This window comes from Rothia sp. HMSC072E10 (genome assembly GCF_001813965.1).
In the GTDB taxonomy this organism is placed as follows: Bacteria; Actinomycetota; Actinomycetes; order Actinomycetales; family Micrococcaceae; genus Rothia; species Rothia mucilaginosa_A.
In genome coordinates this window covers 37,257-50,942 of the sequence record NZ_KV814489.1, presented here as the reverse complement: position 1 = coordinate 50,942, position 13,686 = coordinate 37,257, and the positions used below count along the sequence as shown (strand labels likewise).

Genomic DNA, 13,686 nt, shown 5'->3' with positions numbered 1-13,686 from the left:
CACACCCTGATGCGCCCGCAGCGTGAAGCTCGAGGGCACCGGGCGGTTTGCCGCATCCACCAGATTAGAGGGAACCTTCACGGTCACATCCTTCGAGCCGGTGTTCAGAGCAGCCCAGCCGCGCGTAAAGGTGCGGGTCTGAACCGTTCCCTGAACCACGATGCCGCCCGCGGCATCCCCCAGATCAAAGGTGAGCTCGGGGGCGTGCGGAATCTCGTCGTAGGCGTCATGGTGGGTCGCACTAATGCCGGTGAAGGCTCCCCCACCAAAGACCCAGAAGCCGGCCAGGCCGTAGAGGAAGTTCTCGTCCGTGCCGGTCAGGGGCGACTTCCGGTCGCTCAGGGGGGTGCGCAGAATCGTCACCTTCTTCTGCGTGGAGGCACCACGCTTCAGGCCGGTGAGGTACACCCCGAGCGACACGTCGCCACCGGAACCGCGCGCAATATCGCGGCCCTGCATCACGGCGTAGGGCGAAGCCAGGTAATCGTTCGGGCCCCAGCCAAGCCACACCTCCTCGAAACCGCCGCCGTAGGCACTGTGGCGTTCCCACTTGCCCCAGCGCAGGCGCGACTCGGCAATATTGGGCACCAGAATCTTGCCGATGCCATTTAGTTCGGCGCCGGCAGAAGCCACCAGGCGGTCCAGGCCCTCACGAATCGTAGTCATGGACGGCACGCCCTGAATGGGCAGATTCAGGCCGTAGTAGTCGTTCTCCACGTCGTTATCGCCCATAACGCCGTCGAAGGGCGAGTCACGCATCTCGCGTACCACTGAATCTACCCAGTACCAGCGGTAGCCGGGGTTCCACACCTGCATCTGATAGTGCTTGGAATAGCCCTTCCACTCGATGCGGTCGCCGTTGAGGCGATGCGCAAAGAAATCCTTACCGGAATTCGCCAGCGAGACGGCCTGCGCGAAAGACAGACCCGAGGAGTAGATGGGACCCGGCTCGTAGGAGCGGGTGGAGGACAGGCACTTATAGGCCAGGACCACCATCTGCGGGGCGTGCTTCTTGAGGTAGCGGGCAGCCTCCAGCTCCCAGGGCTGCAGAATCGCCACGGAGTAATTCTTGACCGCAAAGTCGAGCTGCTGCTGGGTGATGGGTTTTCCGCCGTAGCGAACCCAGGCACCAAACTTTCCCGGGCCACCGAGTCGTTCGAACTTACTCGTCGCCATCGTACTCCGGGGAGAACTCGGGGTCGCGCGGAGGCATCTTACCCAGCTCGCGGTAGATCGTGTTGTAGCGGTCCATGACCAGTCGCAGCTGGAAGAAGCTGACGATGCGGTCGTAGGCGTTCACACAGTAGCGTTCGTAGATGCTGGGCTCCTCCATGAGGGTGCGCAGCGCCGCCGCGAAGCCGTGAATATCGCCGGGGATGGTCAAGATACCGCAGTTACCGATTTCGTGGCCGTCGGGGGCGACCAGCACATCGTCGATGAGCTGGGACATACCGCCCACGTCGGTGCTGACCAGCGGGATGGACGCAGCCATCGCCTCGAGCGCCACAATCGGCTGACCCTCATTGTAGCTGGGCATAAGCAGCAGGTCGAAGCGGTCGAGCATCGCACGCACGTTCACGGTGCCGTGGAAGGTGATGTACTCGCCCATGTTGAGCTCTTCGATGGTGCGCAGGCACAGCTCGTAGTACTCGGGCAGGTGGTCCTTGGGGCCGAGCACATCCAGGTGGAAGTTCACGAGGCCCTGGTCGCGCAGCACCGCGAGGGATCGAATCAGGTCGGTCAGGCCCTTAATGGGCACCACGCGGGCGATGAACACGAAGCGCCACACGTGGCCGCGGCCCTCGGCGAGGATGCGTGCACGGGCCGCCTGGCGGGCGTAGTAGGCTTCAGCCACGGACTCGATGAGCATGCCGTTGGGCAGGATGATCGCACGGTCCTTTTCGCCCTCGTTCATCTGGTCGATGGGCGCACCGATGCCGCGCGCCTCCTCCAGTGCCTTGGGGTACAGGTAGGTGGCCATATCGGCGCTCGGGTAGCAGAAGCGACCCATCTCCAGGAACCAGACGGACCAGGCTCGCTCGTCAAGGGTGATGGGGCCCAGGCCCGGGTGCTCACGCTCCTCAGCGAGGAAAGCGTAGTCGGTGGTAATCGGCTTCGCCATGTTGCGCTCGAGCTTGGTGTTGATGGTGTCGCGAATGTACAGGTTGTGCTCGGTCAGCAGGAAGCTGGTGCCGTGGTCACGGGCGGCAGCGGCAGCGATGAGAGCCGCGTAGCCGGTGGTGTGGGCGTGGTACACGCGGGCATGGGGCATCCGCTCGTGCAGCAGCGCAAAGAGGATGGAAACGAAGTCGCGTACCTTCCAGAAGAGCTCGCCGAAGGGAACCTCGCTGAAGAACCCGAGGTTGGCGATAACCTGCATGAACTCGCGGGTACCGAAGAGCCCAAAGAGGTTGTAGGTGCGGGTGGCGGGGTTGATGCCCTCGTCGTAGAGCTTCCAGAGGGGGTTGACGTCGCCGGCAATGAGCGCGTTGAAGCCCTGGATGAGTCGATCAGCCAGCTCTCGACGCTGCGGCATCTTCATGTGCAAGCTATCGGGGTCACATTCGGCGGCGAAGGCAGCACGGTTGACGTCGAGGCTCAGGTAAATCACCTTAACCCACTTGACGTTCTTGGGCATGCCGTAGAGATCCTCGTGCGGCGAGTTCTTATCCCACGCGATGTGGATAATGCCGAAGGAGAGGTCGGGGTTCTCAGAGACGATATCGTGCACCACCGCGGAGACGCCACCCTTGAGGTAGGGGTAGGTGGACTCCATGATGATGGCGACATCGACATCCGGGTACTCGGGATCGGTGTAGTGCTCTCCGGGCTCCGGAAGCTGCAGAGGAGCATAGTGGTTTCGGTACATCTGTTCAGTCATTGGTTGTGTCTTTCACGGGCCGTGCTACGTGGTGTGTTCTTGGCCGGGCCCGCAGAACGATGTCTGCGGACCCGGCGTGCGGGCAGGCGTTACCAGGCGAGTGCGCGGCGCCAGAAGAGAGAGTATTCGGGTGATTGCCAAGCCTGACGGTACACCCGGTAGCAGGCGTACGCAAGGACTGCCTCGCCCACAATGATGGGCAGGTATCCGGTCTCGTTCGGCAGGATTGCGAAGCAGATCATGAGCAGAATGAGGTGCGCCGCGGAGAGCACCTGCACGGTCTTGAACATGGTCATGTACTCAATCTGGTAGATGAGCAGGGCGACGGCCACGAAGAGGAACGCGACGACCAGACCCATCAGCGCCAGCGGGAAGGAATCCGGCATGAAGATGAACATCAGGATGCCGGTAATGATGCCGCTACCGATGTAGATGAGTAGCGAGTTGCGAATCGAACGGTCGGAGGCACGGGTGGCCTTATGAGCCTCTTCGCGAACGCGGTTGTAGGGCAGGCGCTCGAACACGGTCCACAGGTACTGAATTGCGTCGTTGACGCGATCGGCCTCTACCACGAAGAAGTAGTTGTAAGCGATCACGGCGGGAATCAGGCTCATGTAAATGGCCACGACGTTAATCTCACCGGAGGTGGCCAGGAAGAGCATGTACTTATCGGCCCAGATGATGGAGCCGGTCAGGAAGCCACGCAGAGCATCCTTTGCGACGTCCTTGAGCGGAATATGCGCAAAGCGGAAGAGGTGCACAAAGTTCTTACCCAGGCCAATCAGCAGGATAAGCGAGCCAACGAGCGGCGGCAGGAACCAGATGATGGGGAAGAAGTACAGGGCCAGGGTGTAGCCGAGCCAGGCGATGAACCAGATAACGCGGTTCTTCGCGAGGTTGGGGATGACCAGCAGCTGCGCGAAGGCAATGTTGAGCACGCCGAGTACGAAGAAGGCACCGACGGCAGTCGCGTTCCACTTCAGTACGAGGGCAACCGGAATTGCGAAAAGCAACACCAGCGGCATGGTCACGAAGAAGAGGTAAATCCAGTTGCGGCTGAACGCGGCCAGGTCGGTAATGTCCTGAAACTGGGGTTCATTCAGACGCTCGCGGGTAGCCTTCGCCTCGGCACGCTTGAGCTGATTCTCGAGCGTCTCAGCCTGGATGCGCAGGGTTTCGCGGGCATCCGCAATCTTCTTATGCTCCATCTGAATGGCTCGATAGAGCGGCAGACAGGCGGCCTGGCTAAGCCAGGGCACGGTGATGGATGCAGCCAGAATCACCTGAATCAGGGGCACGCCACCCAAGTTGTACCTGTTGATGGTGGGCGTGACGATGGGGAAGACAGTGGTCAGCAGCGCGACCGGGGAAACGTATAGCAGAAAGTTAATGAGGAGGCGCCACGCGCTAGCGCGCTGTTCCTCGCTACCGTGGTTGGTGGACAACGTTGAAGACTTTCAGTCGAAATAGAGAGTATGCGAGCCCGGCCCGCAAACGGGCCGGAGATTAACGTTGAGTGAGTGATGGTGTCGTGCGTTATGTCGTACAGAGATGGCACCCCTCGCGGCGGCCAGGTGGGCCATCGGATTCGTACCGTCAATGCATGCCGGATCAGCCTCATCCACCCGAGGGGGTTATTTGGCCGGGCAAGCATCCAAGACATCGCGTGTGTAGCCCCTCCCCTACGCCTAATTTAGCGCGGAGCTTGCGCACGCAACGATGCCGCCGTCATCAATATACTGTACGCGTCAAGCAAAATGTTGAACTTTTATTCAAGCTCGACTTGAATTTTAGGCGATTTGGAACACATTTTGCTCTCATGTTTATATGCCGTTAGGTGCATATGCAAGGCATCCCGGCCCCTCCAGCAGGAGGAAGCCGGGATGCTCAATGTACGGTTACCGTACCGCATTCACCGCTGTGCGACGGTACGGCGCGGCTACCGCCTCGCGTTTAGGATGCGCTAGCGAGGGTGCGCAGGGCCACGGAGACCACAGCCAGTCGCGGGTGACCGGTTGCATCCGGAGCTGCCTCAGCAATCTCGTCGAGGATGCGGTCGATGTTACCCACGCGGGTCGGGTGCTCCTCAATCCAGCTGGCCAGAGCCTGCTGTGCACCGTCCACGGTGGAGAAGTCACCCTTCGCACCCTCAGCCACGGACAGTGCCAGCTCTGCGGCGGTCTCGTAGAGGCCACCGCGCATTGCCTGGCGTGCCAGAATCTCCCAGCGGTCGCTACGGGGCAGCTCGGTGATGAGGCCGAGCAGCTCGTCCACCTTGAAGCGGTCGTAGGTGGCGAAGTAGACCGGTGCCAGCGAGGTTGCCTCGAAGTCGTGGTCGGCGGCCGAACGAATCACGTCCAGCAGGGCGTAGCCCTCGAAGCCGCGGATCCAGATGACAATGAGCTCCTCGGGCAGGCCCCATGCCTCGCCTGCGTCGCGCTTTGCACGGACGCGAGCGCGAGAGATGCCGGAGAGGTACTCGGGCAGGTTGCGACGCATCTCGACGACGGAACCGAAGTTCTCGAGCAGCTCGGAGATGGTTGCGCCGGCAACCACGCCACGCTCGGTGATGAACCAGCGGACCGCGCGATCCAGCACGCGCTGGTTGTCGCGCAGCACGGTGAACCATGCGTCCAGCGGGGTCTTCGGGGACAGCTCGCTGTGCAGCTTAGCGGCGGTGCCGAGCTCGAAGAGCTCGCGGGCCACAATGAAGGCGCGGGCGACGGAGTCGATACCGACGTTGAACTCCTCCATGATGCGGTACGCGAAGGTGATGCCACCGATGTTGACCAGCTCGTTGGCCACGCGGGTGCAGATGATTTCCTTACGCAGCGGGTGCGAGTCCAGGTGCTGGCCGAAGCGCTCGACGAGTGCTGCCGGGAAGTAGCTACGCAGCACGCCCTCCAGGTAGGGGTCGTCCGCGAAGTCGGTCTGCTCCAGGGCGTGGGTGAGGTAAATCTTCACGTACGCAGCCAGGACAGCCAGCTCGGGGCGGGTCAGGCGGTCACCGGTGGTCTCCAGGCGCTCGTCCAGCTCCTCGTCGGTGGGTAGGAACTCGACGGCGCGGTTCAGGCCGGCGTGCTCCTCCAGGTCGTGCATAAGGCGCTTGTACAGGTTGGTGCCCAGGAAGGAACCGTGGAACTCGCCCTGCAGCAGTACGTTCTGGTTGACGTTGGTCTCGAGGACCTTGCCGCCAACCTCGTCCTGCAGGGACTCGATGAAGGAGGCGCGCTCCTCGCTGGAGAGCTCACCGCGAGCCACGAGGCGGTCCACCAGAATCTTGATGTTGACCTCGCGGTCACTGGTCTCCACACCTGCAGAGTTGTCGATAGCGTCGGTGTTGAGGATGACGCCGTTACGTGCGGCCTCGATGCGGCCCAGCTGGGTGAAGCCGAGGTTACCGCCCTCGCCCACAATCTTGGCGCGCAGATCCTTGCCGTTGACGCGCAGGGCGTCGTTAGCCTTGTCGCCTACCTGTGCGTTGGTCTCGGTGGAGGCCTTCACGTAGGTACCGATACCGCCGTTGTAAATCAGGTCGACCGGTGCCTTGAGGATGGCGGAAATCAGCTCGGTCGGTGCGAGCTCGGTGACGGACTCGTCCAGGTCCAGAACCTCGCGCACCTCGGGGGTGATTTCGATGGACTTCAGGCCGCGGGAGTACACGCCACCACCGGCAGAAATCAGCTCGCGGTTGTAGTCCTGCCAGGAGGAACGGGGCAGGTTGTACAGGCGCTGACGCTCCTCGAAGGAGACGGCTGCGTCCGGGTTCGGGTCCAGGAAGATGTCGCGGTGGTCGAACGCTGCGACCAGGCGGGTTGCCTTGGAACGGAGCAGACCGTTACCGAACACGTCACCGGACATGTCGCCGATACCGACGGCGGTGAACTCTTCGGTCTGAGCGTCGTGGCCGAGCTCGGCGAAGTGACGCTTGACGGACTCCCAGGCACCGCGTGCGGTGATGCCCATTGCCTTGTGGTCGTAACCGACGGAGCCGCCGGATGCGAAGGCGTCGCCCAGCCAGAAGCCGCGCTCGAGGCTGATAGCGTTCGCGGTGTCGGAGAATGCGGCGGTACCCTTGTCCGCTGCGACCACCAGGTAGTAGTCGTTCTCGTCGCGTGCGATGACGCCCTCGGGGCGAACGACGGTCTCGGAGCCGTCGGTGCCAACCTCAAGGTTATCGGTGACATCCAGCAGGGAGCGGATGAAGACCTTGTAGGACTCGCGGCCCTCGGTGATCCAGGCGTCGCGATCCACAGCGGGGTCGGGCAGCTGCTTGGGGTAGAAACCGCCCTTTGCGCCGGTGGGGATGATGACAGCGTTCTTCACCATCTGAGCCTTGACCAGGCCCAGAACCTCGGTGCGGAAGTCGTCGCGGCGGTCGGACCAGCGCAGGCCGCCTCGTGCGACGTCGCCGAAGCGCAGGTGGACGCCCTCGACGCGCGGGGAGTATACGAAAATCTCGAACTTGGGGCGGGGCAGGGGTGCGAAGTCAATCTGCTGCGGTGCAACCTTGATGGCGAATGCCTCGCGGCCCAGGTAGGCGTTGGTGCGCAGGATGGCGCGAATAACCTTGCTCAGGGAGCGCAGGTAACGGTCGGCGTCCAGGGTGGGAATCTTGTTCAGTTCCTCAACCAGGGCCACCTCAATCTCTTCGCGGCGTGCGTTGCGCTGCTCGTCGTTCAGGCCGTTGTTCGGGTCGAAGCTGACGTTGAAGAACTCCACCAGGTGCTTGGTGATGCCGGGGTTAGCGAGCAGGGTGTTCGACATGAACGAGGGGGTGTAGCCCAGGCCCAGCTGAATCAGGTAGTGGTTCAGGGCGCGGAACAGGCGTACATCCTGCCAGGTGAGGCCCTCGGAGAGAATCAGGCGGTCCAGAGTATCGGACTCGCGCTCACCGAGCAGGTAGGCGTTCAGGGCGTCCTCGTAGAGGGATGCGACGGCGTTGGGGTCCACGCCCTCGGGGAACTCGACCCCGAAGTCGTAGAGGTAGCCGTACTCTTCGCCGTCCTCAGGCTTGAACTCGTAGGGCTTCTGATCCACAACGACCAGGCCCATGTTCTGCATCACCGGCAGGAGCTCGGTGAGAGTGTGAGGTGCGGACAGGTAGGTCTTCAGTCGGGTAGTGTTGGCTTCGCCGGCTTCAACCTTGATTGCGGCGGGCTTCTTGCCCGAGAGAGATTCAAGAATCACGATATCCTCGATTGCTTGTTCTACTGTGTAATCGGCTCGGTAAGCTGCGCTGCTTGCGTCGGCCCAGGCTGACGCGAGTCGGCGGCCTTCCGCACCGGGTTTCCATGCCTCAATGGCAGCTGCGGTGGATTCCACCCAGGAGCGAGTGACCTGCTGCATCTGCTTTTCGAGAGCTTGATGATCCGTGGTCGGCACATCGTTGGGGTTGGTGAGCCGAATACGGAAGAATAGGCGGGCCAGCGACGAGGAGGACAGGTACACCTCGTAGTCGATGGCACTCAAATCAAATTCCTGTCGGAACACCCGCTCGATGCGGTACCGCACGTCAGTGTTGTAGTGATCGCGGGGCAGGTACACCACGGCGGTAATGAACCGATTAAATCGATCCGCGCGCAGGAAGAGACGGGTCTTGCGGCGCTCCTCCAGGCCCATGATGCCGCTGAACGTCTCGGTCAGCTCGTTGACCGAGGCCTGCAGCAGCTCCAAGCGCGGGTAATCTTCCAGCGCCCCGAGCAGGGCCTTATCAGAGTAGGAACCGGGGTGGTAACCCAGGCGGCGGCGCACCATGGCGATTCGCTCACGCACCAGGGGAGTCTCGATGGCGGGTAGCGAGTAGGCCTGCCGGGTAAACAGGCCCAGAATCACGTACTCACCGATGACGCGGCCGCTCATATCGAAGCGGCGCACACCAATGTAGTCCAGGTAGTCGTTGCGGGCCACCGTGGAACGGGAGTTAGCCTTCGTGATGTACACGGGGCGGGGGAAGAGAGCTCGGTCCAGGGTGTCGCCGGAAAGCGGGATGCGGCTCTTGCCCTCGGTCGAACGCAGGATGCCGAGCGCCGAACCGGGGCGGTCCACCAGGGCGATAGCGCCGGAGGTGCCGTCAAGCACGCGCTCCTTAACGCCCATGAACACGAAGTTGCCTCGGGTGAGCCAGCGCAGGAAGTCCTGTGCCACCTCCACGCGGGAGGCGGGCTCCACACCGCGCGGGTTGGCGGCGTAGGATTCCTCGCCGTGGCCGAGAGTGGCGCCGCGCAGCTCGTACATGGCCTGGGAGATATCAAAGACCGTGGTGACCATGCCCTCCAGGTCGGTGTAGCAGGCGCGCACATCGGCGAGCATGCGACGCACATCGTGCTCCAGCAGGCGCAGGTCGTCTTCGTTCAGGTAGCGGGTCAGGCGAATCGCAATCCAGGATTCAATGGTGACCGTGGACCCCTCGGGAGCGCCCTCGGAAAGCTGCAGGGAGGGCATACCGACGGCGGCGGTGTCGCCGCTGGCCAGGTTGGCTCGGGTGCCGGTGCCGCGCAGGCTGATGAGCTTGCCATCCGTATTGCGTTCGGCAAGGAAGATGGGGTGGAAAATCGCGAGGAATCCACCGAAATGCGCCGAAAGGTAGGCGGTCAGGGAGCTTACGATATGGGGCATGTCGTCCGTGGCGACGTACAGCGTGGTGTTGTAGTCATCATTGCGCGCGGCAACGACGGGCGTCTTGGGGGCGCGGATTTCAGCTAGCGCACGATGGGTGCGAGCCAAATCCTCTAATTCTGCCGGGGTGAATTCTTCACGCTCATCGTCAGGACTGTTCAGAAAATACTGCTCGATCCATGCATCGGCGCCAGCGAAGCGTGCCATAGCCTTGTCAGTCGTTGACAATCTATCCTCCGAAGGTAGGTATCACTTCACTGTGACGGTGTCTGTGCAACTCCACGCGGGTCGCGCGGACGGCACCACCCAAATGGGTTATATCCAGCTTATACCCTTACGGTGAAGATGTCAGATATATTCGCCATATTCGCTCGACGGGCCCAAAATCTTATCGAAAAATACTCGCTCCGCACCTCTGCCCCCTCGCCCGACGGCTCGACGGGGCGGCTCGACGGGGTTACCCGTTGAATTTGTTCGGCCCCCGGTTCCCTTCCCCCGGCGCCGACTCGTAGAGTGAAACCATGAGTTTGCGTACTGAATCTTTCCTGGTGGGCCTCATCGGCGATGGCATCACCTCTTCCCTCACCCCGCCCATGCACGAGGCCGAGGCCGACGCGCACGGGGTGCGCTACCTGTACCGCCCCGTCGACCTGGACGCTCTGAACCTGGACGGCGCCTCCGCACCGGCGCTCCTGGATGCGGCGGCACTGCTCGGCTTTAACGCTTTCAACATCACGCACCCGTGCAAGCAGTCCGTCATGGAGCACCTGCACGAACTTTCGGATGCGGCGCGCGCCCTGGGCGCGGTCAATTGCGTGGTGATTCGCGAGGACGGCACGTTCTACGGGGACAACACGGACTATTCGGGATTCATTGCGGGGCTGAAGCGCGGCCTGCCGCAGGTGGCGGAGGACCCGGCGCGCCTGGAGCACGTGGTGCAGCTGGGTGCCGGCGGTGCCGGTAGCGCCACGGCGTACGCCCTGTGCCGCCTGGGGGTGCGCCGCTTGAGCCTCTTCGAGCGTGACGCGGCGAAGGCTCAGGGGCTGGCGGAGCAGCTGGGCGGGCTCTTCCCGCAGACTCAAATCGAGGTGCTGACCGACGATGAGCGCTTGATTGAAGCTCTACTGGAGGCTCAGGGTCTGGTGAATGCGACCCCGGTGGGCATGCACGTGCATCCGGGCATGCCGCTGAGCGAGTCGGCACTGGACGCCGGGGTGTTGCATGAGGGCCTGTGGGTCGCGGACGTCATCTACCTGCCGCAAGAGACGCAGCTGGTGTGCGCGGCGCGTGCCGCCGGGTGCGAGGTGCTGACGGGCGGCTACATGGCGGTGGGTCAGGCGGTGGATGCATTCCGCCTCTTCACCGGACTGGAACCGAACGCTGAGCGTATGGCGGCACATTTTGAGGCGCTGATTGCGGCTCAGCAGGGGGTAACTAACGCCTGAAACGCCAGAGCATAGAATACAGGTGGGGCTGGATAGCTAACTATCCAACCCCACCCGTATTTATTCTATATACAGAATATATTGCGTGGGCTATGCATCCAGCTCGGCCAGGGACTTCTTGTAGCCCTCGCGAGCGGTCAGCGCGCCCAGCGCCACGAGCACGCACATGGCGACCGTAAACACGGCGGGCAGCACCGCGTTATGCAGGTCGGCGCCGGCGAGGCTCGTCGCCACGGCGGGGGCAACGCCTCCAGAAATTGCGAAGCCAATCTGGGTTCCGAGCGCCAGGCCGGTCACACGCACGCGGGTCGGGAACATCTCCGCATAGAAGGCGGGCCACACGCCGTTCGCCATGGAGTAGAGCGCGCCGTGCATGAGCACGCCGTAGACAAAGATGCCCACCCAGTTACCCTCGGTAATCGCGCCGAGGTACGGGAACATCACCAGGGAAGAGGCCACCGCGCCGGTGATGAACACGGGCTTGCGACCAATCCTATCGGCCAGCATGGCGGCGAGCGGAATCGCAACCAGACCGAGAGTATTCGAGGCGACCGGCACCAGCAGCATGGTGCTTCGGTCGAGGCCGTAACCCTTGGTGGCGAAGGACAGCGCGAAAGTCGTGAAGACCATGTTCACGGTGTTAACCATGGCGCACACGGCAATGGTGAGCACGGCACGCTTGTGGTGCTTGAAGACCAGCACGAGCGGGGACTCGGTGAGCTTCTCGCGCTGCAGGTAGGCGGGCGGCTCAGAGAGGGTGCGGCGAATCAGCCATGCGGTCACCACCACGAAGGCGGAGAGCCAGAAGGGCACGCGCCAGCCCCAGGTGAGCAGGTGCTCATCCGGCAGGGCCGCGAAGGGGATGAACACGGCGGTCGCCAGCAGAGATCCGAACTGGGTGCCCTGCAGGGTCCAGCTGGTGGTGAAGGCGCGCTGGTGCTCGTGGGCGTGCTCCAAAGAAATGGAGATGGAGCTTGCCTGCTCGCCGGCGGCGGAAAGGCCCTGAAGCATACGGCAGGCCACCAGCAGGATGGGTGCAAGAATACCCGCCTGGCTATAGGTCGGCAGGCAGCCGATGGCAAAGGTCGCGCTACCCATCAGGAAGAGCGTGAGCATCAGGACGAATCGGCGGCCGTAACGGTCACCGAGGGGGCCGACGATCATAGCGCCGAAGGGACGCACGACGTAGGCGACACCCACAACGACCATGGACTTGAGAATGCCGATGGCGGCGGTGTCCTCGGAGAAGAAGATGCGGTTGAGCACGATTGCGGCAGCGGTGCCGTAGACGGCGAAGTCGTAGTATTCGAGGGCGGAGCCTATCCAGCTGGCGAGGGCAGCTCGTCGTGGTGATCGGGCGGGCGCGTCGGTGCGTCGGCTCATGCGCGGCTCCTTCGGTGGTACACCTGGCGGGTGGTGCGGGGTGGGCAACCCCTCGGTCATTAATGTGCCCTTCCAGTGTAGGAAGCACCCCATGCGTTTTCCATAGGGTTACCTAAGTTCCCAGAGTATGAAGAGAGTGTGAAGCTGGAATAGGGGTCAGATGCTCCTAGCCCCCGTATGATGTATCTATATGTAATTCCGTCATCAATGCTCCAAAGGGGTACCATGTCATCACCGCGCACCAGCATCATCATGCCGGTCTACAACACGGCTGATAGCGTCGTCGCCGCAATTGAATCCGTTCTGGCGCAGACCGACCCCGACTTTGAGCTGCTGGTGGTGATTGACGGCTCCCCGGATCACTCCTCCCGGGTAATTCGCGAGTTCCTGGAGGGTAACCCCGATCCCCGCATCCGCCTGTTCGACAACGAACAGAACGCCGGCGTTTCCGCGGCACGCAACCAGGGCCTGGACGAGGCTCGCGGCGAGTGGATTGCTTTCATCGACTCCGACGACACGTACCGTCCCGAGTTCCTGGAACGCCTGCACGCCGCGGCGGCGCGAACCGGCGCGGACGTGGCAACCTGCGGTCACACCATCCACCGGGCGGATGGCTCCCCCCTGGACCGCCCGCAGAACTCCCCCGGCACCTACACGGGCCGCGATATTGCGATTAACTACCTGCAGGACCGCTTCACGGGTTTCACACCCGACAAGATTTTCCGCGCCTCGCTCTTCTCGTCGGTGCGCTTCGCGACCGATATTCACCGCGCGGAGGACGCCCTCGCCGTCTTCCAGTGCCTCATGCAGGCCAAGACTCTCGAGGTGATTCCGGATTGCCTCTACGTGTACTACATGGGTGCCGAAGGCCTGACCTGGGGCCGCGTCACCCCGGTGGAGGAAAGTATTCGCCACACCCGCTACATGCGCCAGGCCGGTGCCGAGCTGCTCTCCACGAAGGAAGGACGCCGCGCCCTCAACACCTCCTCGGCCGTCACCTACCTCAACAACGCCCAGCAGGCGCTCATGAGCGATAGCGCCGACTCCGCCGCGGTAATTCGTGAATGTCGCCGCCAGATTAGGTGGGAATGGGTCGGCCAGGCCCTGCTTTCGAGCCCCGTGATGGGTGCGGCGAGCCTGCTGTTGAAGCTTTCTCCGGCCCTGTACCGCACCCTGTACGGCGTGTACGTTCGACGCGCCTACGGCATGTAAGTCCTCCGCAACTCTCTCAAGGTTTTATACACATGTCTTCCACCCCTCGCACGAGCATTATCATGCCGGTCTACAACACCGCCTCCACCGTGGTCGCGGCGATTGAGTCGGTGCTGGCGCAGACCGACCCCGACTTTGAGCTGCTGG

8 protein-coding genes are annotated in these 13,686 nt (G+C 62.6%); 3 read left to right on the top strand and 5 right to left on the bottom strand.

The genetic code is table 11. From position 1 onward, the window contains the following. The 4 genes from HMPREF2944_RS04300 to HMPREF2944_RS04285 form a co-directional block, all read right to left on the bottom strand. Positions 1 to 1,176 (bottom strand): putative glycoside hydrolase family 15 protein (locus HMPREF2944_RS04300; protein ID WP_070680839.1); only part of this gene is annotated, 1,176 nt, incomplete at its 3' end. Then, positions 1,163 to 2,881, bottom strand: a complete 1,719-nt coding sequence (gene pelF, locus HMPREF2944_RS04295; RefSeq protein ID WP_049344572.1) for a GT4 family glycosyltransferase PelF — start codon at positions 2,879 to 2,881, stop codon at positions 1,163 to 1,165. The genes pelF and HMPREF2944_RS04300, both read right to left, overlap by 14 nt. An 89-nt stretch (positions 2,882 to 2,970) precedes the next feature. Beyond that, positions 2,971 to 4,326: a hypothetical protein gene (locus tag HMPREF2944_RS04290; protein ID WP_070680836.1), complete on the bottom strand. Its 1,356-nt coding sequence runs from the start codon at positions 4,324 to 4,326 to the stop codon at positions 2,971 to 2,973. Positions 4,327 to 4,834: 508 nt separating this feature from the next. After that, the gene (locus HMPREF2944_RS04285; protein ID WP_070680833.1) at positions 4,835 to 9,706 is read right to left on the bottom strand and encodes an NAD-glutamate dehydrogenase; all 4,872 of its coding nucleotides are present in this window, start codon (positions 9,704 to 9,706) and stop codon (positions 4,835 to 4,837) included. Between the two features lie 314 nt (positions 9,707 to 10,020). Here HMPREF2944_RS04285 and HMPREF2944_RS04280 point away from each other — a divergent pair, with 314 nt between their 5' ends. After that, entirely contained in the window at positions 10,021 to 10,944 is a 924-nt protein-coding gene (locus HMPREF2944_RS04280; RefSeq protein WP_070680830.1) for a shikimate dehydrogenase, read from the top strand. Between the two features lie 90 nt (positions 10,945 to 11,034). On the opposite strand, the gene HMPREF2944_RS04275 is transcribed toward HMPREF2944_RS04280, so the two are convergent. Next, positions 11,035 to 12,327, bottom strand: coding sequence for an MFS transporter (locus HMPREF2944_RS04275; RefSeq protein ID WP_070680827.1), 1,293 nt, complete (start codon positions 12,325 to 12,327; stop codon positions 11,035 to 11,037). 225 nt (positions 12,328 to 12,552) lie between these two features. Here HMPREF2944_RS04275 and HMPREF2944_RS04270 point away from each other — a divergent pair, with 225 nt between their 5' ends. Further along, complete coding sequence (locus tag HMPREF2944_RS04270; protein WP_070680824.1) at positions 12,553 to 13,539, top strand: glycosyltransferase family 2 protein; 987 nt, start codon at positions 12,553 to 12,555, stop codon at positions 13,537 to 13,539. 32 nt (positions 13,540 to 13,571) lie between these two features. Beyond that, positions 13,572 to 13,686, top strand: a 115-nt coding sequence (locus HMPREF2944_RS09150; protein WP_141755740.1) for a glycosyltransferase, incomplete at its 3' end; no start/stop codon positions are given.

Coding starts and splice junctions, on each gene's coding strand:
- HMPREF2944_RS04280 (WP_070680830.1), top strand. CDS start 10,021: ATGAGTTTGCGTACTGAATCTTTCCTGGTGGGCCTCATCGGCGATGGC.
- pelF (WP_049344572.1), bottom strand. CDS start 2,881: ATGACTGAACAGATGTACCGAAACCACTATGCTCCTCTGCAGCTTCCG.
- HMPREF2944_RS04270 (WP_070680824.1), top strand. CDS start 12,553: ATGTCATCACCGCGCACCAGCATCATCATGCCGGTCTACAACACGGCT.
- HMPREF2944_RS04285 (WP_070680833.1), bottom strand. CDS start 9,706: ATGGCACGCTTCGCTGGCGCCGATGCATGGATCGAGCAGTATTTTCTG.
- HMPREF2944_RS04275 (WP_070680827.1), bottom strand. CDS start 12,327: ATGAGCCGACGCACCGACGCGCCCGCCCGATCACCACGACGAGCTGCC.